The sequence below is a fragment of the Actinomycetes bacterium genome, from assembly GCA_035489715.1.
Taxonomy (GTDB): Bacteria; Actinomycetota; Actinomycetes; order JACCUZ01; family JACCUZ01; genus DATHAP01.
In genome coordinates this window covers 1-22908 of the sequence record DATHAP010000153.1, presented here as the reverse complement: position 1 = coordinate 22908, position 22908 = coordinate 1, and the positions used below count along the sequence as shown (strand labels likewise).

The window sequence follows — 22908 nt, the reverse complement described above, 5'->3', positions numbered from 1 at the left end:
GGCGGCGGGTCTGGGCGCTGGTCAGGCGTTCCGGCGCGGAGGGCCTGAGCCGTCCCTGCCACGCCTGCACCGCCCAGGTCGACGAGCGAGAGGTGGCGCGGGTCCTCACGCTCTGCCTGGACGCCGCCTGCGCCCTGCTCGTCGCTGACGCGGTACCCGATGAGCTGCTCGCCGTGCTGACCAGCCCCGTGCAGGCGCTCATCCCCCTGCAGCGCCGCGCGACCTAGCGGGCGGTCCAGGCCAGCAGCTCGTCGACCGCGCGGGTGTTGACGATGCGCTCGGCCGGGACGCCGGCCGCCTCGGCCCGCTCGCAGCCGTAGGGCTGCCAGTCCAGCTGCCCCGGCGCGTGGGCGTCGGTGTCGAGCGAGAACAGGCAGCCGGTCTCCAGCGCGAGCTGCATCAGCCGCATCGGCGGGTCGCGCCGCTCCGGCCGGGAGTTGATCTCCACGGCGACCCCGAACCGCTCGCAGGCCGCGAAGACGATCTCGGCGTCGAACTGCGACTCACCGCGCTTGCCGCGCTCCCCCTCGACCAACCGCCCGGTGCAGTGGCCGAGCACGTCGGTGTGCGGGTCGGCGACGGCGTTGACCATTCTGCGGGTCATCGCCTCGCTGTCCATCCTCAGCTTCGAGTGCACCGACGCGACCACGACGTCGAGGCGGCCGAGCAGCTCGTCGGTCTGGTCCAGCGACCCGTCGTCGAGGATGTCGACCTCGATCCCGGTCAGCAGCCGGAAGGGCGCCAGCTCCTGGTTGAGCTCCGCCACCACGTCGAGCTGGCGCACCAGCCGTTCCGGCGAGAGACCGTTGGCGACGGTCAGCCGGGGCGAGTGGTCGGTCAGCACGAGGTAGTCGTGCCCGAGGTCGCGGGCGGTGCGAGCCATCTCGTCGATCGGGCTGCCGCCGTCCGACCAGCTGCTGTGCGAGTGCAGGTCGCCCCGCAGGGCCGAGCGCAGGGCCGCGCCGCCGGTCGTGACCGGCCCGTGGGTGGCCGCCTCCAGCGCGGCGAGGTAGTCGGGTACCTTGCCCTGCCCGGCCTGAACGGCGACCGCCGCGGTCTTGGCCCCGACGCCCTTGAGCTCGGTGAGCGTGCCGTCGCGGACCCGGCGGTCCAGCTCGCCGTCGGGCAGCGCGGCGAGGACGTCCGCGGCGCCGCGGTAGGCCTTGACGCGGTACGTCGCCTCGCGACGACGCTCGAGGAGGAAGCCGACCCGTCGCAGGGCGGCGACCGGGTCGAGGGGCTGCGGCGTGCTCACGCAGGGGACGCTAGACGACCGGCACGCCGTTGTGGTGCTGCGACAACTCAACCCACCCGGGGCGCTGCCCCTATCGTGGCGCCATGCCGCGTCGAGCGCCGTCCATGGTGCGCCGCCTGGAGGGCAGCATGGACACCCTGGCGACCGCCGCCGTGGCCCGGATGGATGAGGTGCTGCCGTGGTACCGAGCGATGCCGGCGGAGAACCGGTCCTGGGTCAACCTGGTGGCGCAGGCCGGAGTGGCCGCCTTCGTCGAGTGGTTCCGCCACCCCGAGGAGCCGCAGGCGATCAGCGCCGACGTGTTCGGCACCGCTCCTCGTGAGCTGACCCGGTCGGTCACCCTGCAGCAGACCGTCGAGCTGGTCCGGGTGGTCATCGCGGTCGTCGAGGAGCAGATCGAGCAGATCGCCCCCGGGCACGAGCAGGAGCTGCGCGAGGCCGTGCTGCGCTACTCGCGCGAGATCGCGTTCGCGGCGGCCCAGGTCTACGCCGAGGCGGCCGAGGCCCGGGGCGCGTGGGACGCCCGCCTGGAGTCCCTGGTGGTCGACGCCCTGCTGCGCGGCGAGTCCGACGACTCCCTGCGGTCCCGGGCGGCCGCTCTCGGCTGGGCCAGCCACGACACAGCGGTCGTCGTGGTCGGCCAGGCGCCCGACGCCGAGCCGGAGGCGGTGGTCGACGACATCCGCCGGGCCGCCCGGGCCCACCGGCTCGACGTCCTGACCGGCGTCCAGGGCGACCGGCTGGTCGCGATCCTCGGGGGGCCGGCCGACCCGGTGCGAGCGACCCGCCACCTGGTCGCGCAGTTCGGTCCCGGCCCGGTCGTCATCGGGCCGGTGGTCGCCGACCTGCTCGGGGCCGGCGAGAGCGCTGCGGCGGCGGTGGCCGGCTTGCGGGCGGCACCGGCCTGGCCGGACGCGCCGCGGCCGGTGCTGGCCGACGACCTGCTGCCGGAGCGGGCCCTGTCCGGCGACGAGCTGGCCCGCAGCCGGCTGGTGCAGGACGTCTACGAGCCCCTGCTGTCGACCGGGACCGCCCTGGTCGAGACCCTCGCGGCGTACCTCGAGCAGACCTCGTCGCTGGAGGCGACGGCCCGCGCCCTGTTCGTGCACCCCAACACGGTCCGCTACCGGCTGCGCCGGGTCGCGGAGGTCACCGGCTACACCCCTTCCGACCCCCGGCACGCCTTCGCGCTGCGGCTCGCGCTGACCCTCGGGCGCCTGTCCGGAGGGCCCGCGGAGGGCCCCGCGCTGGCCGACCGTCCCGGCCCGGACTTGTAGAGAACCTCCAAAGTCGTCCCGGACATCTTGGTCCGGTCCCGCACCCCCGGACCGGCCGGAGTCCGAAAGGGTGGACCCGTGCTCGTCATCGTCGCGCCCGGTCAGGGCGCCCAGTCGCCCGGCTTCCTCCGCCCCTGGCTCGAGCTCCCCCACTTCGAGGACCGGCTGCGCTGGCTCTCCGCCTGTGCCGGCCTCGACCTGGTGCACTACGGCACGGAGGCCGACGCGGACACGATCCGGGACACCGCGGTGGCCCAGCCGCTGCTGGTGGCCGCCGGCCTGGTCTCCGCCCTGGAGATCTTCCCGCACCCTGCTGACGCGTTCCACGCCGTCGGCGCAACCGCCGGACACAGCGTCGGCGAGATCACCGCGGCCGCCGGCACCGGTGTGATCACCGCCGAGCAGGCGATGGTCCTGGTCCGCGAGCGCGGCCGCGCGATGGCCGACGCGTCGGCGCTCAAGCCCACCGGCATGACCGCCGTGCTGGGCGGCGACCCCGACGAGGTCACGGAATCGCTCGAGCGCCAGGGGCTGACCGCGGCCAACGTCAACGGGGCCGGCCAGGTCGTCGCCGCCGGCACCATGGAGCAGCTCGCCGCGCTCAAGGACGACCCGCCGGCCAAGGCCCGTCTGGTGCCGCTGTCGGTCGCGGGCGCCTTCCACACCGAGCACATGGCCTCGGCGGTCGAGACCTTGGCGTCGTACGCGAAGGCCGTCAGCGTCCACGACCCGCGCACCCGCCTCATCTCCAACCGCGACGGCGCCGTCATCGCCCAGGGCCGCGACGTGCTGTCCCGGATCGTCAGCCAGGTGAGCAACCCGGTGCGCTGGGACCTGTGCATGCAGACGATGGGCGAGCTCGGCGTCACCGCGCTGATCGAGGTGCCGCCCGCGGGCACCCTGACCGGTCTGGTCAAGCGGTCTCTGCCCGGCGTCGAGACGGTGGCCCTGAAGACCCCCGACGACCTCGAGGCGGCCCGCGACCTGGCCGCCCGCCACGGCAGCGCCGCACCGCAGGACGGCTCGCCGACCTGGCGGATGCTGGTCGCGCCGGCCAAGGGCACCATCCGCCGGGTCGACCTGCCGGAGGGCACCGTGCTCGAGCCCGGCACGGCCATCGGCACGCTGGTGTCCCGGCAGGACGAGAGCCCGGTCGTCGCTCCGCACGGCGGCACCGTCGTCGAGTGGCTGGTCGAGGACGGCGACCCGGTGTCGCCCGGGCAGCCCCTGGTCCGGCTGCACCCCGAGGGCAACGAGGCGATGCACTGATGGCTCTCACCTCGCCCAAGGGCGCGGCCTACGCGCGCATCCTCGGCGTCGGCGGCTACCGCCCGTCGCGCATCGTCACCAACGCCGAGATCTGCGAGCGCATCGACTCCTCCGACGAGTGGATCCGCGAGCGCTCCGGCATCGAGAGCCGGCGCTGGGCCGGCCCCGACGAGAGCGTCATCGACATGAGCTGCGCGGCCGCCGGCAAGGCGATCGCTCAGGCCGGCATCAGCCCGGAGCAGGTCGGCGCGGTGCTGCTGGCGACCGTCACCCACCCGCTGCAGACACCGTCGGCCGCCGCCGCGGTCGCCGAGCGCCTCGGGCTCGGCGGTGCGGCTGCGACCGACCTGTCCGCCGCCTGCGCCGGCTTCTGCTATGGCGTCTCGCTGGCCCACGACATGGTGCGCGGCGGCAGCGCCGAGTACGTCCTGGTGATCGGCTGCGAGAAGCTCTCGGACTTCACCGACTCCTACGACCGCTCGACCGCCTTCATCTTCGGCGACGGTGCCGGGGCCGTCGTTATCGGGCCGAGCGACGAGCCGGCGATCGGCCCCACGGTCTGGGGCTCCAACGGCGCCGAGTACGACGCCATCACGCAGCGGGCGTCCTGGCTGGACGTGCGCGACCACCAGGTCGAGTTCCCGACCCTGACCATGCAGGGCCAGAAGGTCTTCCGCTGGGCGGTGTGGCAGATGGCCCCGGTGGCCCAGCAGGCGCTCGACGCGGCTGGCGTCCGCGCCGAGGACCTGGGTGCCTTCATCCCCCACCAGGCCAACATGCGCATCACCGACGCGATGATCAAGGCGCTGAAGCTGCCTGCGCACGTGCCGGTGGCCCGCGACATCCGCGAGACCGGCAACACGTCGGCCGCCTCCGTCCCCCTCGCCATGGAGCGGATGCTCGAGTCCGGCGAGGTCAAGAGCGGCGACACCGCGCTGCTCATCGGGTTCGGCGCCGGGCTGGTCTACGCCGCCCAGGTCGTCGTCCTGCCCTGAGGTTCGCCCGGCGTCTGCCGTGGCAAGAGCAACGCACGCACCACCCAGCACCACCCGTCCACCAACCGACGCACAGAGGAGCTGAGCACCGAGATGGCCGCTAGCGAGCAGGAGATCCTCGAGGGTCTCGCAGAGATCGTCAACGAGGAGACCGGCATCCCCACCGGCGACGTCCAGCCGGACAAGTCGTTCACCGACGACCTCGACATCGACTCGCTGTCGATGATGACCATCGTGGTCAACGCGGAGGAGAAGTTCGGCGTGCGCATCCCCGACGACGACGTCAAGGGCCTCTCGACCGTCGGCGACGCCGTCGCCTACATCCAGAAGGCCAGCGCCTAACCAGTCCCCGGCCGACCAGCCTGAGGACACCGAAGGAGCCACCTGCATGACGGAATCTCGACTGACCGATGCGCAGCGCGTCGTCGTCACCGGTCTCGGCGCGACCACGCCGCTGGGCGGCGACGTCGCCTCGACCTGGGAAGGCCTGCTGGCCGGCCGGTCGGGGGTCAAGGTGCTCACCGACGAGTGGGTCGACATGCTGCCGGTGTCCATCGCGGCACCGGTCGCCGTCGAGCCCTCCGAGGTGCTGCCGGTGCCGCAGACCAAGCGGATGGACCGGTCCGGGCAGTTCGCCCTGATCGCCGCCCGCGAGGCCTGGGCGCACGCCGGCGCTCCAGAGGTCGACCCCGAGCGCAAGGGCGTGGTGATCGCATCCGGCATCGGCGGGGTCACCACGCTGCTCTCGGCCTACGACACGCTCAAGGAGCGCGGCGCCCGCCGGGTGCTGCCGATGACCGTGCCGATGCTCATGCCCAACGGGCCGGCCGCCGTGGTGGGCCTGGAGCTCACCGCCCGGGCCGGCGTCCACACGCCGGTGAGCGCGTGCTCCAGCGGGGCCGAGGCGATCGCCTACGCCCTGGACATGATCCGGTCCGGCCGGGCCGACGTCGTGGCAGCCGGGGGCACCGAGGCCGCGATCCACGTCCTGCCGCTCGCGGGCTTCGCGGCCATGCAGGCGCTGTCGACCCGCAACGACGAGCCGGAGCGCGCGTCGCGGCCCTACGACAAGGGCCGGGACGGCTTCGTGCTCGGCGAGGGCGCCGGCGTCGTGGTCCTCGAGACGCTCGAGCACGCCCGGGCCCGCGGCGCCACGATCTACGCCGAGGTCGCCGGGCACGGCATCACGTCCGACGCCCACCACATGGCCCAGCCCGACCCGGTCGGTGCGGGCGCTGCCCGGGCGATGCAGCAGGCCGTCCGCAGCGCAGGAGCCGAGCCGGGCGACGTCGTGCACATCAACGCGCACGCCACCTCGACCCCGGTCGGGGACGTGGCGGAGGACAAGGCCATCCGGGCTGCCCTCGGTGACGCGACCGACGGCGCCTGCGTCAGCGGGACCAAGTCGATGACCGGTCACCTGCTCGGCGCGGCCGGCGCGGTCGAGGCGATCGCGACGATCCTCGCCCTGCACCACCGCACCGCGCCCGCCACGACGAACCTCGAGGACATCGACGACGACGTCACGCTCGACGTGGTGCGCGGCGAGGCCCGCCAGCTGCCCGAGGGCGGCCTCGGCCTCAACAACTCCTTCGGCTTCGGCGGCCACAACGTCGCCCTCGCGTTCCGGACGGTCTGACAACCATGACTGCTACCGCTCCCGCCCCCGGGGTCGCCGTCGACAAGACGGACGACCCACGCAACCCGGCCCGGCGGCTCGGACTGCTCTTCGACGAGGGCAGCCTCGAGCTGATCACGCCCGAGGACGACTCCGGCATGCTGGCCGGCATCGGCCGGATCGACGGGGCCACCACGGTCGCCTTCTGCTCCGACGCCACGATCCAAGGTGGCGCGATGGGCGAGGCCGGCTGCCAGGTCGTCCTCGACGCCTACGAGCGTGCGCTGGCCGAGGGCTGCCCGGTCGTCGGGCTGTGGCACTCCGGGGGCGCCCGGCTGCGCGAGGGCGTCGTCTCCTTGCACGCCGTGGGTGAGGTCTTCGCGATAATGACCCGGGCGTCCGGCAAGGTGCCGCAGATCTCCGTGGTCCTGGGCCCGGCGGCCGGCGGCGCGGCGTACGGCCCGGCGCTCACCGACGTCGTCATCCTCGGTCCCGAGGGCCGGGTGTTCGTCACCGGCCCCGACGTGGTCCGCTCGGTCACCGGCGAGGACGTCGACGCGCTGCGGCTCGGCGGCCCGGAGCCGCACGGCCGTCGCTCCGGGGTCGTGCACGTCGTCGCCGAGACCCAGGCCGGGGCCTACGCCGAGGCCCGCCGGCTGGCCGCGCTGCTGGGCGACCAGCGCACGATCGGCGACGTACCCGACGTGGACCTCAGCGCCTACCTGCCGGAGTCGGCCAAGCGCGCCTACGACGTCCACCCGATCGTGGAGCACCTGCTCGACGAGGGCAGCGCGCTCGAGCTGCACCCCAAGTGGGCCCCCAATGTCACCACGACGCTGGGCCGGCTCGGTGGCCGCACGGTCGGCGTCATCGCCAACAACCCGCTGCGGCTCGGCGGCTGCCTCGACTCGGCGTCGGCCGAGAAGGCGGCGCGCTTCGTGCGCATGTGCGACGCCTTCGGCGTGCCGATGGCAGTCGTCGTCGACGTGCCCGGCTACCTGCCCGGCGTGGGGCAGGAGTGGGACGGCGTCGTACGTCGCGGCGCCAAGCTCCTGCACGCCTTCGCCGAGGCGACGGTGCCACGGGTGACGCTGGTGACCCGCAAGGCCTACGGCGGCGCCTACATCGCGATGAACTCACGCTCCCTGGGTGCTACCCGGGTCTTCGCCTGGCCGGGCGCCGAGGTGGCCGTCATGGGCGCCGTGGCCGCGGTGCGCATCCTGCACCGCCGCCGGCTGGCCGAGGTGCCGGTCGACGTGCGCGGCGAGGTCGAGCAGGAGCTGGCGGTCGAGCACGAGAAGCTGGCCGGCGGGCTGGCCCGGGCGCAAGAGATCGGCGTCATCGACGAGGTGGTCGAGCCGACCGCGACCCGCTCCGCGATCGCCGCCGCCATCGCCGCCGGGCCCGCCACCCGCGGCCAGCACGGCAACATCCCGCTCTAGGCCGACCACCTGTGCGTTGACACACCGGGACGCCGGCGTGTCCGGTGTGTCAACGCACGATCGAGCGGGGGCGGCCGGTCCTAGACGACCTGGTGCAGCCAGCGGACGGGGGCACCGTCGCCGGCGTGCCGGAAGGTCTCCAGCTCGTCGTCCCACGCCTTGCCGAGCAGCCCCTGCATCTCGGCCACCACGTCGGTGGCCGGGTCGGTCGCGGCCCGGGCCAACGCGGCCCGCAGCCGGTCCTCCCGCACCACGATGTCGCCGTGCACGCCGGTCGTCGCGTGGAAGAGACCGAGCGTCGGCGTGCACGACCAGCGCTCCCCCTCGGCGCCCGTGCTGGGCTCCTCGGTCACCTCGAACCGCAGCTGCGCCCAGTCGCGGAGGACGGAGGCCAGGCGGGCTCCGGTGCCGGGCTCGGCCTGCCAGGACAGCTCGGCGCGGACCACGCCGGGCGCGGCCGGCTGCGGGGTCCAGTCGAGGGTCACCCGCATGTCGAGGACTCCGCCGACGGCCCACTCGACGTGCGGGCACAGCGCGGGCGGAGCGGAATGGACGTAGACAACGCCACGGGTCGCCACCGGTTCCTCCTTGCGGTCTCGGACGTGGTGCGCCTTCCCCAGCGGCCTCGTCCGACCTGTCGCCCTGCGGCGGGAGGTCCGGTGTGCTCCGACGATGATGCCACAGCGGCCACATGGGCACCAGCCATCCCGTCGGAACGCACCGGGCAGGCGGTTCCAGGCCGCTCAGGAAGGCACTCCGGAACCTGAAGTCGCGTCCGCCGACGGCCGATAGGACAGGAGCAAGGGCGTCCCGCTCATGCTCCGGACGAAAGGCACACCGTGCACAACCCCGAGCTGCTGATGGCCGAGGCGTACGACGAGGGCGTCGTCTCCGAGGTGATCAGGCCCGCGGCGATCATCCCGGAGGAGTCCGCCCGTGCGGTGCTCGTGGAGCTCGCGCTGCGCGACGTGCAGAACGGCGGGGTATGGCAGTCGGAGCCGTCGCTGTGGAGCAGGTACGACCGGCCGTGGGAGGGCTACGGCTCCCCCGGTGGCGCCGAGCTGATCGGGACGATCCAGGTGGCGTACGGCACGCCGACCCGCTACGAGATCACGATCTACCGGGTCACCGTGACCCGCTTCGGGACGGCCCAGGGCTGGACCGTCGAGGGCCTGTGCAACGAGGCCCTCGGGTTCGGCAGCCTCGACCTAGCCAGCTGCCCCCGTGCATCGCTGAACGCGCCGCCCAAGCCGTTCCGGTTCTGAGCCGGGTCTGAGCCGGGAGCCGGTCAGCCGGCCGGCAGCACCTGGACGGAGACGGTCGTCCGGGCGTCCTCCTGGGTGGCCGTGCCACCGGTGCACAGGTAGCTCGCGACGCCGATCGTCACCTGGTAGGTCCCGGGCTCGGCCCACGTGTGGCTTGCCACGTAGCGACCCGCCGACGGCCGGTCCTGGGCAGCCGTGGCGCTCGCCGCGCAGCTGTCCTGGGCCAGCGAGCTGGTGCCCACCCCGTCGCCCCACTCCTCCGTCGACCCGTTGAAGACGCCCTCACCGTCCGCCCAGCGCACCACCAGGCTGGCGGGCTGGCCCGCCACCACCCGGTCGGGGACCTCGACCGTGAGCCCGAGCGAGGCCGGTCCGGCCGGGTCGGCTGCCGCCGGGGTCCGGGTGGTGACCTCGGGCTCGTCGTCGCCGCCGAGCACCAGTACCAGGACCACCGTCGCGGCGAACACGAGGGCCAGCAGGGCGACCAGGCCCGCGACCAGCCGGCGGCGCGGCCGCACAGGTGGCGGCCCGTCGACGGCGCGCTCGCCTGCCGACGTGCCCGACTCGGTGCCCACGACCACCTCGGGCCCGCGCTGGACCTCCACGTCCCGCCCCTCGCGTGTCTCCATGCCGTCCTCCTGGTAGGCACCGCCCCCTGGATCAGGCTAGGGCGCCAAGGTCACGCAGCGTGGCCGATCGCCGATATCCGGCGGTTCCTGGCCCAACCCGGTCACCCTGCGCAGCCGCACCTCGCACCGGCCCGGCACCTGCCGCTTCGGCCGCTCGGGCGAGCCGTGGCCCGAGCGCCTAGGGCGTCAGGCGGTCGGGCTGCGCGATCCGCACGGTCGGCGCCGGCACCCCACGGCGCAGCGCCGGGCAGCAGTCGTCGACGGCGGCGACGGTGGGAGTCACGTGCAGCCGCCGGCGCAGCTGCATGAGGTCGAACACCCGCAGCACCGCCGGGTGGTCGGCGACGAAGTGCACGGAGCCGCCCAGCAGGGCCGCGCGGTGGTGGACCCGCAGCAGGCTGCCGACCCCGGTCGAGTCGACGAAGGTCACGCCGCGGAGGTCCAGGACGAGGCTGGTCGCCCCGCGGTTGAGCAGCCCGAGCACGGAGTCGCGCAGGGCCGGAGCCGTGGCGACGTCGATCTCCCCCGTGACCCCCACCACGGTGTGGACCCCGGTGCGGTGCGGATCGAGCAAACTGATCAATGCGGCCCCCTGGGCTGGTCGACCGAACGGCCGGCTGCTTCGGCGCCGTCTGAGGGTAACGCCGCCCGGACCGCGACGGAAGGCCTCCGGGCGACGGATTTCGTACGTCGGAAACTGCTGTCTGTGCAACGACTTTTCCGATCTCTGCCGCCACGCGCGGCCCCCGGGACGACGGTTTACGAAGCCTTTGCCGCGGCCGGTCTCAGGACGCCCGGCGCCGTCGGTCCCGCTCCGGCCGGCAGTCGGCCGGGTCGAGCGGTCGGTCGATGCTGTTGTGCGCCGTCCCGATCTTGCCGCCGGGCTCCAAGGCGCGGCGGGCCAGGCTCACCCGTGGCTCCAGCCAGTCGCCGAACGACTGCCCGGTCACCCGCTCCAGCAGCCGTACGTCGTCGGCGACCAGCGGCACCAGCTGCTCCCTCTGGTGGTCGGTCAGGGGCTGGCGGGGCCGCTGCTCGCGCTGCAGCCGTCGCGACATGGCGTCCCGGGCCGGCTTCCACAGCCGGTGCGGCAGCACCCGCTCGACCCGGTCACCGGCCCGGAGGGCGGCCGACACGGCCCGGTTGCCGAGAGTCCCGGACGCGTGGGCGGTCACGTTCTCCGCCGGCACCTCGGTCACCCGCCCCGGCTCGAGACCCAGGAAGTCGACGATCAGGGCGAGCGCTTCCGCCGGTCGGGCCAGCGCGACGTGCAGGGCGGTGGTCCCAGCCTTCGGCGCCCCGACGACGAAGAAGTCGGGAAGGGTCATCGGCGCCCTCCCTCGGCGACGAACGTGCGCAGGTCGTGGGCGCCGTCGGCGCGGGTGACCTCGACGTAGAACCGGGTCGAGCCGTCCGCCGGCGGGACGGTGCTCACGTAGCGCAGATCGCCCAGGCCGTGCGGTGACACGCCCACCGGGCGGTCACCGACCGCGGTCCACCGGCCGAGGCCGCCGAGCACGGCCAGCCCGGTCTGCTCCTCCCAGTTCTGCTCCGCGGTGGCCCGGCCGTCGTAGAACGCGACACCCTCGTCGAGCAGCACGTCCGCGACCCGGACTCCCCGCGCGTCCCACTCCCCCGGGCGCCCGGCGAGGGCGGTCCCCTCCCACACCCAGTCCCTGCCGTCGGGGCTGGTCGCGTGGTCGGTCGTCATCCGGTCGGTCGCGTCCGGGTCGTCGAGCGGATGCCGTGAGGCCCAGGCGTGCCAGGTGCCGTCGACGAGGCGCATGACGGGGTCCTTGACCGCGAACCCGTCGTCACCGGGCAGCACCGTGGCGGCGTCGGCGGTTCCCAGCCCGGCCGGCTCGTCGGCCTCGAGCAGGTCGACCCGCCAGTGCTTGCTGCCGGGGGTCGCGACGCTGACGTAGAGCCGCCAGCGACGGTCAGGTGTGCGGACCAGGCAGGGCCGCTCGAGGCTTTCGCCGCCGAAGCTGTCGCGGTGCAGCACCGCGACGGTCGAGAAGTGCTCGCCGTCCTCGGAGCGGGCCACCACGTTGGCGTAGCCGCGGCCCTGCCCCACGGGTCGCCGCAGGCGGTACGCCAGGAAGACCGCCCCGTCGTCGGCCACGGCGCTCGGCGCCCCGGCCCAGGAACCCGGGCCGGGGCGCTCCGGCTCGACCACGACGGGCGCGGTCTCCACGTCCGCGAACAGCCCGTCGACGTCGTCGAGGGACCAGCGGCGAAGGGTGTCGGGAGGCATTGCCTCACCGCATTCCCAACTATCTCGGTGGACAAACCTTCCTTATCGCTCCCGCAGGTCAGCCGGCGCTGAGCGCCTTCGCCTTCATGCTGTCGAACTCCGCCTGGCTGATGGCACCCGACGTGAGCAGCTGGTGCGCCTTCTCGATCTGGGTCGCCGGGTCCGTCCCGCTCCCGGCCGCCTCGCGGATGTAGGCCTGCTGGGCATGGTCGATGTCGCGAGCCCGCTCGATGGCGCGCTGGTTCATCGCGGAGCCCCGGGTGATCAGGTAGACGAAGATCGTGATGAACGGGAGCAGCACCAGCGCGATCAGCCACACCGTCTTCATCACCCCGCTGGTGTCCTTGTCGCTGAAGAGGTCACCGATGACGCGGAAGAGGATCATGAAGTAGAAGAACATGGCGTAGATGACGAGCAGGCTCCAGAAGAACTCACCGAGTGACATGTCCTGCGTGCTCCTATGCGTCGGCCCCGTTGTGGCATGGCAGCCCTCTGTGAGGCCGCTGTTCCCACCGTAGGCAGCCCGGCGTGCGCCGCATCACTCGATCCGGGTGATCCGCGGGCGCGGGGAGCTCAGCCCTCGCGCGCTTCCGGCGGCTCGGTGCGCTGCTCCGCGGCTGCATAGCCGAGCTGGAGGAAGTCGGAGACGGCCACCGCCGAGAAGACGCCCATCGCGGGCCGGGTGACGCCCGGCGCGAAGGTCAGGCCCGCCGTGAGCGCGGTGGCGATCCACGGGCCGAGACAGAACGGGCAGGTCAGCAGCTCACCCACCGCCTTGCGGGCCCCGCTCCCCCGCACCTCCTCGGCCAGCTCGGCATTGCCCTGCGGGCCCTGGAACCGGGTGAACGGCGCGCGCACCGGGCTGGTCACCGCGTCCTTCGCGACGATGCGGGCGATCTTGTGGGTGGCGAGGCCGAGCAGCGTCAGCTCCCACGGGGTCAGCGGAGGCGGCCGCCGGCCGGTCCGCGCCGCGACGAGCGACAGGCCCCCGGCCACGGCACCGAACACGCCCATGGCCGCGGCGTACCCGCCCGTCGCCCCGTCCGGACGGGCGTATCCCGCTGCCTGCTGGCTGATGGTCTGCATGACGCCCATGCCACCGGCTTCCCCCGCCGCGGGCCGTCCAACCCGCGTCGGGGGAGCCTGCCGGCTGCTTCGGTGCGGCGTCAGGCCGGCGACGCCGGTGCTGCTGTCGTCGTCCCTTCCGGCAAGGGAGCCGAGGGGTCCGGAGCCGACGGCTCCGACGGAGGCGGCTGCGTCGGCTGCCCCTCCTGAGGTGGCGGCTCGGGCGTCGCCTCCGTCACCCCTGTCCGGACGTCGGCGTCGCGCCGCAGAGTCGTGGCACCCCCGAGGCGCTCGCCCACCAGGACCTCGAGCTGACCGAGAGGTGCCAGGGTGGATGCTGCCGGAGCGGCCGAGCCACCTGTCGGCGCCACGGCCCTCAGCGCGACCACCTGGTCGGCGATCCATCGGCGTAGCTCCTCGATGTCCGCCGCGGCCAGCCGGTCGCGGCGCTCGCCGACCATGACCAGCTGATAGGCGGCGGCAGCAGTACGACACCCGGCGCAGGCAGCGTTCACCGCCAGGGCACGGTTGTTCACCCGGACCGTCTGCGGCGAGCGGAGAATCACCACCTGCACCGAGACCGCCGTCGCGGAGCAGTTCCGGCACTCCGACCAGGCCACGGTCACGTTGTCCACGGTGGCCTCGGTCGACCGGTCCAGGTAGACGATGTGCAGGGCGGTGGCCGTAGCCGAGCACCCGTCGCAGCCGGCATTGGCCGAGGCGGCCGTGTCCACGTCGCCGTGCCCACGCGCGGCGTGCAACGTCGACGTCGCCTCGTCGACCACGTCCGGACTGTCGGGAGCCGCCACTGCTGCCGCCGTCAGGTCGCCCCGCGAGGGGGCCGGGCGCGCATCTTCCTGGCCCTGCGAGGGCAGACCACTGGCTGCCAGCCCGACGCCGATCGCCGCGGCTGCCACTACCGGCGCGAGGCGCTTCATAGCCGCGCACTCTGGGTCTGGAAGTCGTCCGCGACTGCAGCGGCCATCTCGACGAGGCTGTCGCGGGTGTCGCTGCGCAGCGACGACAGCTCGGTCTGCGCACCTGTCTCCAAGGCGGGGTCCCAGGGCACGGTCACGACCCGCGCACACCGTCGCGAGAAGTGCTTGACCATGGGCTCCAGCGGGGCGCCCAGGCCACGCCGGACGCCGTTGATTACCACGATGGCCTTGGCGACGAGCTCGCCGTACTGGTGCTCGTCGAGCCAGTCCAGCGTGAGCGCAGCTGCCCGGCCACCGTCCAGGCCTGGGCGGAGCACCAGCACGAGCTCGTCCGCCTCGGTCAGCAGACCCTGGTTGGCGCTGTCGAGTATCCCCGTGCCGGTATCGAGCAGGATGAGGTTGTAGAACCGGTCCAGCAGCCGGATCAGGCGGTGGTAGGCGTCGCGGTCCAGGGCCATCCCGATGCGCGGGTCGTCGTCGGAGCCGAGAACCTCGAGCCGTGACTCCGGTGCCTGCGAGACGTAGGACCTGAGTTCGGCATAGCTCTGGATGTCGTCGAGATGCCGGAGAAGGTCGGTAATGGTCTCGGGGATCGGCGGAGCCACCCGATGCGCCAGGTTCCCGGCATCAGGGTTGGCGTCGACCGCCACGACCCGGTCACCCCGCAGCGTCGCGAAGGTGCTGCCCAGGGCAAGCGTCATGGTGGTCTTGCCCACACCGCCCTTCCTGCTCATGACGACCACACGTCGAGAGCCCTCGATCGGTGCGCAGAGGCGCCGTTCGATCTCGGCCCGACGCGTCTCGGAGGGGCCTGGACCGGGATTGAGGGTGCCTGCCGAGACGCGGTAGACGGCTCGCTGCCATCCACCGCGAGGGACAGCCGGCGGCAACGTGATCATGGTGTCGTCGGTGAAGGCTGCCGCGCTGAGTTCCATCGGCCTGAGATCGAGTGGAAGCTCGGGTTCCTCCGGCGCAGTTACTTGTCCCTCCGACTCGTGCGACCGGGTCAGCCGATGGACGGCATGACCCAGCAGCATCGTCAGGCGCCAGAACAGGACGGCTAGACCCAGCAACGGCAGCACGAGCAACACCGTGGAGATCGCGGAAAGGAGGACTACGGCGACATCGGCGGACTGCCATGCACGGACGAGCTGGTCCGCCTGCACCTCGAGCGCCGCCCAGGTGTTTCGGACGATATCGGGCAGGTGCCAGAGCAGCCAGCCGAAGCCGAAGGCGAGCAGGGGCACGACCACGAGCACCCAGCCGGCGACGAGCCGTCGGGCGGCGGGCCGCAGCTCAGCAACCCGAGGGTCCTTGGGGTGGCCGGGCACAAGATTCGCCAGCACGGGCCGGACCCTGGCGAAGAGGTCGGGCACGCCGGCCAGGTCGGAGAGCACGTAGTAGCCGTCGAACCGGACCGCAGGGATGAGCTGTTGCAGCATCTCGAGGTGCAGGACGAGTGCAACGAGGAGGTACACCCCGTTGTCCGTGACCAAATAGCCGGCACCGCTCGCGATCAGGAACAACACGTTGAAGTAGAGGCCACCAAGGTCGGTGCGAATGCGTCCTGCCCGGCTGAGCCGGTATGAGTCGGTGACGTCGGTGTAGAACGCCGGGAAGACCAGGTACACGCCGTACCCGATGCGCCCAGGTTGCGCGCCGCCGTAGCGGCAGGCGGCAGCGTGACCCATCTCGTGCAGCACCGCAGCAAGGGTCAGCAGGCCGTAACCAGCGAGCACGAGCGCAGGGGCGGCCAGCACCTGCTGCAGGGCGATCAGCGCGTCCCCATGCACGTACATTTGAACATCGACGGCGATGGCCAGCGCAAGCACAGCGATCACAAGAGGTGGCCAGAACAGCAGTGACAACGGCCGCGCGATCCGGCGGACAGCAGCGACTGGTAGGAGCGTGCCCTTCAAGGTGAGCGAGAGCAATGGGTTGGCGCGCGGTGGCTCGAACTCGGCTGGTTCGGTCGAGTCCTCGACCAGTCCCAGCGGCTGGAGGCGTGCCTTCACCAGGTGCGCCAACCCATCGGTCGTAAGCGTCCGGCCGTAGGCACCACTGACGACGTCGGCAATCTGGTCCGGCGTGCGGCCCGGAGCGACCGCAGAAACGATGAGGTGCAGCAGCTCCGAGACCTGGACGACCTGACCGTCGCGTCGCCGAAGCAGATAGGTCGGTTCACGGATGCCGGAGCCTTGCGCCGGGCCGAGCACCTGTAGTCCTTGGGATACGCGCCAGCTGTGGTGGATCAGTGTCCGGTCGGATTGGTCAGCAGTCATGGTGAGTCATCGCCCTGGTGTGCTCTGGATGCTCTGGATGCTCTGGATGCCTGACACCGCCTCCGGGATGGCGGCGAGTACGCCCAGAGCCGCGTACTCGCCGCCACGACTCGGATTCGGCGTTACTGCACTGCGGTCGTGTACTGCATCGCCAGCGCCTGGGCGTTCGCGTTGATGCTGGCTGCGTTGACGGCGATCGCGATGTTCAGGCCGACGACGTTGACCACGTTCGTGCAGGCGAAGTAACAGAGCGTCTCCCGACGCGGCAGCAACTGAACGGTCTGACCCCAAATCTCTTCAGCGGTCAGAACAGGAGGACTGCGCACGAAGGTTCAACTCCTTCCCACAGATGGCGTGCTGGGACACGGCGACGCAGACCCCGTCGGAGCCGGCGCCAGCCCGTGATCAGCCCTGGGCGACGTTGATGGTCTGCGTTGCCGAGCTCTGTGCCACTGATCCGTACGTGACAGCGTTAAGCGCCAGCGACGAGTTCGAGGCGTAGATGCCGGCCCAGTTGTTGTTGCCGCCCCACGTGAGGGTCTCCCGCTCCGGGAGCAGGTCGGCGATCTGGGTGTCGAGCTCAGTCAGTGTCAGTTCCTTGCGCATGGTGGTCACCTCCCCCCAGTTGCGCCTTTGATGACGAGACACGACGAGTCAACGCGACTGCTGTGATCGAAGCGTGACAAGGGCGTGGCAGGTGCGGCACAACGCCTTCACGACTGGCCTGTCGGAGGCAACACTGCAGGATGACAGCGTGGGGGAGGGAACGTTGCAGCACGAAGGGGTTCCAGACGCGAGTGCCTGGCGGAAGAGCCGAGCCGAACGCACGTCGTGGTCGCCCGAGCTCGGTGGCGTCATGCTCGTCAGTGCCTGGCCGCGTGGGGCTGCAGACGTGATGCTCGCACGCGTCACGATGTGCGCCGGCGACAGCGATCCCGCCATCCGCCACGTCACCAGTCGCGTCGAGCTGCATGCGCTCGTCGACGAGTGGCTGACTGCGTTGGACGACGGGTGATTTCCATCTTTGGGCAATTCATGGGTGGCCGAAGTCTTGACATCGCCGCTACAACCGCGCCAAATGTCGCAAGAGAGGGTCAAGATCGAGCCAGGTCGGTGAAAAGTTGGGGGGCTCGCCGTTGCAATCGAACGCGATCCCTGATGTGAGTGCTGACCTGGAGCTGCGACTGCTCGGCTGCTGGGACCTGCAGTCACCGCGCGGAACCGTCTCTGTGGGTGGGCGAGAGCAGCGACTCATAGCGCTGCTCGCGCTGCGCGGTCGACGGCCGAGGATGCAGATTGCCGGGACCTTGTGGCCCGACACCACGGACGAACGCGCCCTGACCAGTCTTCGCTCTGCCGTGATGCGCGTCCGCAGGTCGGCCGGCGGTCTGCTCGAGATCGGGCACTCGACGCTGTCGCTTGCACCGGCCGTCCGAGTCGACGTCCAGCAGCTGACCCGGTCGGCCGCGGAACCCCGCACCCACAGCACCGGCAGAGCACGGGCGTGGGTCGGCATGCTGCGCGATGCCGAGCTGCTGCCCGGCTGGTACGAGGACTGGGTCACGTTCGAACGGGAACGGCTACAGCACCTGAGGCTTGCTGCACTGGAGGCCGAGGCGATGCGATCCCTGGACAGGGGGGACTACGACACCGCTCTGATGGCTGCGATGGAGGCCACCACCATCGAGCCGCTTCGTGAGAATGCCCACACGATCCTGATCCGCGCCCACCTACTTGCGCACAACCCGTCTGCTGCGGTCCACGAGTACCGGGCCTACCGGCGGCAGCTGCAACAGGTCATGGCCATCAGCCCCTCCCGGGAGATGGATGAACTGGTGCGACCGCTCATCATTCCTGCGGCCCGACCTCGCTGACCCGGCCCCTCATCGAACGTCGCGGGTCAGGAGCCGATCCGCTCCCAGCCCCTGCGGCTGCCCCGCGAGGTCGGGGCGTCGTCGGCGACCCGGCGCCTGCGGTAGACGACGTACGGCCGGAAGAGGTAGCCGACCGGCGCCGAGAAGGCGTGCACCAGGCGGGTGAAGGGCCAGGTGGCGAACAGCAGCATGCCGATCAGGACGTGCACGTGGAACGCGGTGTCCGCGCGCTCCATCGCGTCGACGTCGGGCTGGAGCGTCGCCAGTGACCGGAACCACGGCGAGACGGTGAGCCGGTAGTTGTGCGCCTCACCGGTGGCGCCGACCCCCAGCAGGGTGGTCACCAGCCCGGCGACGATGGCGGCGACCAGGACGACGTACATCGCCTTGTCGTTGCGGGTGGTCGCCATGAAGACCGGCCCTGTCGTACGTCGTCGGTAGACCAGGATCGCGATGCCCGCCAGCGTGGCGACGCCCGCCACACCGCCGAGCAGCAGTGCCTGGACGTGGTAGGCCTCCTGCGAGAGGCCGGCGGCGTCGGTCCACGACTTCGGCACGACCAGGCCGATGACGTGTCCCACGAGGACGACCAGGATGCCGAAGTGGAAGAGCGGGCTGCCGATGCGCAGCAGCCGCGACTCGTAGAGCTGCGACGACCGGGTCGTCCAGCCGAACTGGTCGTAGCGCCAGCGCCACACCGTGCCGCCGACGAGGATCGCGAGGACGACGTAGGGCAGCACACCCCAGAGCAGCACCCCGACGCTCATCGGCGGGCCCCGGTAGGCAGCAGCGAGGTGGGGCCGAGGTCCTTGTCGGGTGAGGCGTCAGCGCCGAAGCCGTAGCCCTCGAGACCGACGTTCTCCCGCGGCGGACCGTTGCGGGCCAGGGCCCGGGCAGCGGCCTCGTCCTGCGGCGAGGGGCCGGGCAGCAGGCTGCAGACGGCCTCGACGGCTCCGGCGTACGGCGTGCCCGCCTCGACCAGCGCGAGCCGGAGCATCTCGAGGCCGGCCCGGTGTTCCTGCAGCACGGCAAGCCCGAGGTCGGGGTGCGACGCGGCGAACTCCAGGACGACGGGCAGGAAGTCGGGCAGCTCGGTCGAGACCAGCTCGTGGCCGCGGCTGCGGTAGACCTCCTTGAGCCGGGCCAGCGCCAGGCCGCGCCGCCGGGTCTCTCCTTCGGTCCACCACGACAGGTAGAGGCAGCATCGCCGACGCTGATCCATGGTCTGCACGTAGTGCTGCTGGAGGCCGAGCTCGCCGGGCTCGGCCAGGGCCGAGATGCCGTCCACCGCGCGGAGCAGGGCGTCCCGCGCCGCGCCGTTGCGCACGGCGCCGGCCGCGTCGCGCACCGCAGGGTAGGCCGCTCGGGTCCGCTCGTCGGGGTAGGTCAGCAGCAGCGACGCGGCCTGGAGCACGACCGCCTGCTCCTCGTGCCTCATCGGGTGGTCTCCTCGGCCTCCGGCTGCTGTGCGCCGCCCCCCGGTGGGAAGAGCCCGCGGGTGCCGCGGCCGTCCCAGTTGAGCAGGTTGACCCTGGCACCGCGGGTCTCCGGGTGCGCGACGCCGCCGCCGGTCTGGCGCGCCTTCAAGGCGTGGAACGTCTCGACGGACACCGGCGTCGGCCGGCCGCTGGCCTCGCCGAACGGCCCGCTGTCGATCATCCCCGGGCCGCCGTCGAAGTCGAGGGAGCAGGCGGCCTCCTCGAGCTCGTGGCCACGCTCGGCGTAGGCGCTCGGGATGACGTAGCGGTCGTCGTACTTGGCGATGGCGAGCAGGCGGTACATCGCGGTCAGCTGGTCGCCGGTCATGCCGACGGTGCTCGCGATGGTCTCGTCGACGGGCTCCTCCAGGGTCACCCGGCGCATGTAGGCGCGCATCGCCGAGAGCCGCTGTAGCACGTCGGTAACCGGTGCTGGGTCTCCCGCGGTGAACAGCCCCGCGAGGTACTCGACCGGGATCCGCAGCGTGTCGATCGCGCCGAAGAGGTTGGCGACGTCCTCACCGTCGTGGCCCGTGTCGCGCAGCGCGTCGGCGACGGGTGAGAGCGGCGGGACGTACCAGACCATCGGCATGGTGCGGTACTCCGGGTGCAGAGGAAGAGCGACCCGGTAGGTCTTGGCCAGCGCGTAGACCGGCGAGCGAGCGGCCGCGGCGATCCAGTCGTCGGCGATGCCGGAGCGGCGCGCCGCGGCCGCGACGTCGGGGTCGGTCGGATCGAGCATGATGTCGAGCTGGGCCTGGTAGAGCTGCTGCGGGTCCGGGGTGGCCGCCGCCTCCGTCACGCGGTCGGCGTCGTAGAGCACCAGCCCGATGTAGCGCAGCCGACCGACGCAGGTCTCCGAGCAGACCGTGGGCAGCCCGACCTCGACCCGCGGGTAGCAGAACGTGCACTTCTCGGCCTTGCCGGTGCGGTGGTTGAAGTACACCTTCATGTACGGGCAGCCGGTCACGCACATCCGCCAGCCGCGGCAGCGGTCCTGGTCGACGAGCACGATGCCGTCCTCGCTGCGCTTGTACATCGCCCCGGACGGGCAGGACGCCACGCAGGCCGGGTTGAGGCAGTGCTCGCAGATGCGGGGCAGGTAGAACATGAACGACTGCTCGTACTCGAACCGCACCTTGTCGGCGACGTCGTCGCGCAGCTGCTGAACGACCGGGTCGAGCGGCGCCAGCTCGGGTCCACCGCCGAGGTCGTCGTCCCAGTTCGCCGACCACTCGATCTTGTGCGGCTTGCCGCTGATCAGCGAGCGCGGCTCCGCAACCGGGAAGTCGTCGCCGAGCGGCGCCGAGGTGAGCTTCTCGTAGTCATAGGTCCAGGGCTCGTAATAGTCGTCGATGGTGGGCAGCACCGGGTTGCTGAAGATGCTGAACAGCTTCTTGACCCGCCCGCCGGCCTTGAGCGTCAGCCGGCCGCGCCGGTTGAGCGTCCAGCCGCCCTTCCACTGCTCCTGGTCCTGGTAGCGCCGGGGGTAGCCCTGGCCAGGCCGGGTCTCGACGTTGTTGAACCACACGTACTCGACGCCGGAGCGGTTGGTCCACGCCTGCTTGCAGGTGACCGAGCAGGTGTGGCAGCCGATGCACTTGTCGAGGTTCATCACCATGGCCAGCTGCGCCATGACCTTCATCAGCGGGTCACCTTTCCTAGTACCGGACGTCCTGGTCGCGGCGGCGGACGACCGTCACCTCGTCGCGCTGGTTGCCGGTCGGGCCGAGGTAGTTGAAGGCGAACGAGAGCTGCGCGTAGCCGCCGATGAGGTGGCTCGGCTTGACCAGCACCCGGGTCAGCGAGTTGTGGATCCCCCCGCGCTTGCCGCTGGTCTGCGAGATCGGGACGTTCACCACCCGCTCCTGCGCGTGGTAGACGAACACCAGCCCTTCGGGCAGCCGGTGCGACACGATCGCCCGCGCGACCAGCACGCCGTTGCGGTTGACCGCCTCGACCCACTCGTTGTCCCGCACCTCGATCGCCGCCGCGTCCTGCGGACTCATCCAGACCGTCGGCCCGCCCCGCGACAGCGAGAGCATCAGCAGGTTGTCCTGGTACTCGGAGTGGATCGACCACTTCGAGTGCGGGGTGAGGTAGCGCACGGTGACCTGCTTGGTGCCGTCCGGGCCGAGCCGCGGCTCGCCGAACAGCTGGTGCATGTCCAGAGGCGGCCGGTAGATCGGCATCGTCTCGCCCAGGTCGGACACCCAGTCGTGGTCGAGGAAGAAGTGCATCCGGCCGCTCAGGGTGTGCCACGGCTTGAGCCGCTCGACGTTGATGGTGAACGGCGCGTAGCGGCGGCCGCCGGTCTCGCTTCCCGACCACTCCGGCGACGTGATGACCGGCACCGGCCTGGCCTGGGTGTCGGCGAAGGTGATGCGTTTCTCCTCCGACCCCTCGGCGAGGTCGACCAGCCGCTGCCCGGTGCGCTCCTCCAGACGCCGGAAGCCCTCGACCGCGAGCCGGCCGTTCGTCGTGCCGGACAGCGCGAGGATGGCCTCGGCCATCTTGACGTCGGTGTCCAGCGCCGGCCGGCCGTCACCGGCGCCACCTGCCATCACGCCGTTGCTGTGCGCGAGGAGCTCCACCTCGTGGTCCGGGCGGACGGTGACCGCCTTCGTGGTCAGCCCGAGCGAGTCGACCAGCGGGCCGAGAGAGGCGAGCTTGTCGGCGATGGCGCCGTAGTCGCGCTCGACCACCGCGAAGGTCGGCATCGTCCGGCCCGGCACCGGCTCGGCCTGGCCGGCGGCCCAGTCACGCACCCGGCCGCCCGGCTGGGCAGTCTCGCCCGGGGTGTCGTGCTGCAGCGGTACGGCGACCAGGTCCTTGCGGGTGCCGAGGTGCGTCTGCGCCAGCTCGGAGAAGCGGGCGGCGAGGCCCTGGAAGATGTCGAAGTCGGACCGGGTCTCCCACGGCGGGTCGATCGCCGGCGTGAAGGCGTGGACGAACGGGTGCATGTCGGTGGACGACAGGTCGTGCTTCTCGTACCAGGTGGCGGCCGGCAGCACGATGTCCGCGAGCAACGTCGAGCTGGTCATCCGGAAGTCGAGCGCGACCAGGAGGTCGAGCTTGCCCTCGGGCGCGTCGTCCCGCCAGGTCACGTCACGCGGCCGGCGGTCCTCCGGCGTCTCCTCCGCCCGGACCGACGAGTGGGTCCCGAGCAGGTGCTTGAGGAAGTACTCGTTGCCCTTCGACGACGACCCGAGCAGGTTGGCCCGCCACAGGGTGAGCACGCGGGGCCAGTTCTCCGGGGCGTCC

Annotated in this window: 26 protein-coding genes; 10 read left to right on the top strand and 16 right to left on the bottom strand. The window is 71.9% G+C overall.

Features of this window, described 5'->3' with window-relative positions; genetic code table 11:
- Window positions 1-227: hypothetical protein (locus VK640_12390; GenBank protein ID HTE73983.1), on the top strand; the 227-nt coding region annotated here is incomplete at its 5' end.
- Here VK640_12390 and VK640_12385 read toward each other — a convergent pair.
- A complete protein-coding gene (locus VK640_12385; protein ID HTE73982.1) occupies window positions 224-1255 on the bottom strand; it encodes a PHP domain-containing protein in 1032 nt (343 codons plus the stop codon). The genes VK640_12390 and VK640_12385 overlap by 4 nt on opposite strands.
- Window positions 1256-1338: 83 nt before the next feature.
- On the opposite strand from VK640_12385, the gene VK640_12380 reads away from it, so the two are divergent.
- The 6 genes from VK640_12380 to VK640_12355 all read left to right on the top strand — a co-directional run bounded on the left by VK640_12380 (window position 1339) and on the right by VK640_12355 (window position 7856).
- On the top strand, window positions 1339-2532 hold the full coding sequence (locus VK640_12380; protein HTE73981.1) for a helix-turn-helix domain-containing protein: 1194 nt from the start codon (window positions 1339-1341) through the stop codon (window positions 2530-2532).
- A gap of 78 nt (window positions 2533-2610) precedes the next feature.
- Window positions 2611-3801 (top strand): acyltransferase domain-containing protein, encoded by a 1191-nt coding sequence (locus tag VK640_12375; GenBank protein ID HTE73980.1) that lies wholly within the window; start codon window positions 2611-2613, stop codon window positions 3799-3801.
- Window positions 3801-4796: a beta-ketoacyl-ACP synthase III gene (locus VK640_12370; GenBank protein ID HTE73979.1), complete on the top strand. Its 996-nt coding sequence runs from the start codon at window positions 3801-3803 to the stop codon at window positions 4794-4796. Before VK640_12375 ends, VK640_12370 begins: the two co-directional genes overlap by 1 nt.
- 93 nt (window positions 4797-4889) lie before the next feature.
- Complete coding sequence (locus VK640_12365; GenBank protein ID HTE73978.1) at window positions 4890-5138, top strand: acyl carrier protein; 249 nt, start codon at window positions 4890-4892, stop codon at window positions 5136-5138.
- A 46-nt stretch (window positions 5139-5184) separates the two neighbouring features.
- A complete protein-coding gene (gene fabF, locus VK640_12360; protein HTE73977.1) occupies window positions 5185-6435 on the top strand; it encodes a beta-ketoacyl-ACP synthase II in 1251 nt (416 codons plus the stop codon).
- A 5-nt stretch (window positions 6436-6440) separates the two neighbouring features.
- The gene (locus VK640_12355) at window positions 6441-7856 is read left to right on the top strand and encodes a carboxyl transferase domain-containing protein (protein ID HTE73976.1); all 1416 of its coding nucleotides are present in this window, start codon (window positions 6441-6443) and stop codon (window positions 7854-7856) included.
- 80 nt (window positions 7857-7936) lie between these two features.
- Here the strand turns inward: VK640_12355 and VK640_12350 are convergent, their stop codons facing one another.
- A complete protein-coding gene (locus VK640_12350) occupies window positions 7937-8434 on the bottom strand; it encodes a DUF3145 domain-containing protein (protein HTE73975.1) in 498 nt (165 codons plus the stop codon).
- Window positions 8435-8695: 261 nt separating this feature from the next.
- Between VK640_12350 and VK640_12345 the strand changes: the two genes are divergently transcribed.
- Entirely contained in the window at window positions 8696-9121 is a 426-nt protein-coding gene (locus tag VK640_12345; GenBank protein HTE73974.1) for a hypothetical protein, read from the top strand.
- Between the two features lie 23 nt (window positions 9122-9144).
- Here VK640_12345 and VK640_12340 read toward each other — a convergent pair whose 3' ends face one another.
- From VK640_12340 to VK640_12295, 10 genes are all read right to left on the bottom strand, one after another.
- Entirely contained in the window at window positions 9145-9750 is a 606-nt protein-coding gene (locus VK640_12340; protein HTE73973.1) for a hypothetical protein, read from the bottom strand.
- A 178-nt stretch (window positions 9751-9928) separates the two neighbouring features.
- Window positions 9929-10333, bottom strand: a complete 405-nt coding sequence (locus tag VK640_12335) for an STAS domain-containing protein (protein HTE73972.1) — start codon at window positions 10331-10333, stop codon at window positions 9929-9931.
- Between the two features lie 202 nt (window positions 10334-10535).
- Window positions 10536-11078, bottom strand: coding sequence for a hypothetical protein (locus VK640_12330; protein ID HTE73971.1), 543 nt, complete (start codon window positions 11076-11078; stop codon window positions 10536-10538).
- Entirely contained in the window at window positions 11075-12007 is a 933-nt protein-coding gene (locus VK640_12325) for a hypothetical protein (GenBank protein HTE73970.1), read from the bottom strand. Before VK640_12325 ends, VK640_12330 begins: the two co-directional genes overlap by 4 nt.
- A gap of 58 nt (window positions 12008-12065) precedes the next feature.
- Complete coding sequence (locus VK640_12320) at window positions 12066-12452, bottom strand: PLDc N-terminal domain-containing protein (protein HTE73969.1); 387 nt, start codon at window positions 12450-12452, stop codon at window positions 12066-12068.
- 128 nt (window positions 12453-12580) lie between these two features.
- Window positions 12581-13093: a DUF1360 domain-containing protein gene (locus tag VK640_12315; protein HTE73968.1), complete on the bottom strand. Its 513-nt coding sequence runs from the start codon at window positions 13091-13093 to the stop codon at window positions 12581-12583.
- An 80-nt stretch (window positions 13094-13173) separates the two neighbouring features.
- Entirely contained in the window at window positions 13174-14010 is an 837-nt protein-coding gene (locus VK640_12310; GenBank protein HTE73967.1) for a hypothetical protein, read from the bottom strand.
- Window positions 14007-16292, bottom strand: a complete 2286-nt coding sequence (locus tag VK640_12305; protein ID HTE73966.1) for a MinD/ParA family protein — start codon at window positions 16290-16292, stop codon at window positions 14007-14009. Before VK640_12305 ends, VK640_12310 begins: the two co-directional genes overlap by 4 nt.
- 122 nt (window positions 16293-16414) lie before the next feature.
- On the bottom strand, window positions 16415-16618 hold the full coding sequence (locus VK640_12300; GenBank protein ID HTE73965.1) for a hypothetical protein: 204 nt from the start codon (window positions 16616-16618) through the stop codon (window positions 16415-16417).
- A 79-nt stretch (window positions 16619-16697) separates the two neighbouring features.
- Complete coding sequence (locus VK640_12295; GenBank protein ID HTE73964.1) at window positions 16698-16898, bottom strand: hypothetical protein; 201 nt, start codon at window positions 16896-16898, stop codon at window positions 16698-16700.
- A gap of 91 nt (window positions 16899-16989) precedes the next feature.
- On the opposite strand from VK640_12295, the gene VK640_12290 reads away from it, so the two are divergent.
- Window positions 16990-17307: a hypothetical protein gene (locus tag VK640_12290; GenBank protein ID HTE73963.1), complete on the top strand. Its 318-nt coding sequence runs from the start codon at window positions 16990-16992 to the stop codon at window positions 17305-17307.
- A 145-nt stretch (window positions 17308-17452) separates the two neighbouring features.
- On the top strand, window positions 17453-18166 hold the full coding sequence (locus VK640_12285) for a BTAD domain-containing putative transcriptional regulator (protein HTE73962.1): 714 nt from the start codon (window positions 17453-17455) through the stop codon (window positions 18164-18166).
- Window positions 18167-18192: 26 nt separating this feature from the next.
- Here VK640_12285 and narI read toward each other — a convergent pair whose 3' ends face one another.
- The 4 genes from narI to VK640_12265 form a co-directional block, all read right to left on the bottom strand.
- Window positions 18193-18933, bottom strand: coding sequence for a respiratory nitrate reductase subunit gamma (gene narI / locus VK640_12280; GenBank protein ID HTE73961.1), 741 nt, complete (start codon window positions 18931-18933; stop codon window positions 18193-18195).
- The gene (gene narJ, locus VK640_12275) at window positions 18930-19604 is read right to left on the bottom strand and encodes a nitrate reductase molybdenum cofactor assembly chaperone (protein ID HTE73960.1); all 675 of its coding nucleotides are present in this window, start codon (window positions 19602-19604) and stop codon (window positions 18930-18932) included. Before narJ ends, narI begins: the two co-directional genes overlap by 4 nt.
- Entirely contained in the window at window positions 19601-21289 is a 1689-nt protein-coding gene (gene narH, locus VK640_12270; GenBank protein ID HTE73959.1) for a nitrate reductase subunit beta, read from the bottom strand. The genes narJ and narH overlap by 4 nt, the downstream gene beginning before the upstream one ends.
- A 16-nt stretch (window positions 21290-21305) precedes the next feature.
- Window positions 21306-22908: molybdopterin dinucleotide binding domain-containing protein (locus VK640_12265; protein ID HTE73958.1), on the bottom strand; the 1603-nt coding region annotated here is incomplete at its 5' end.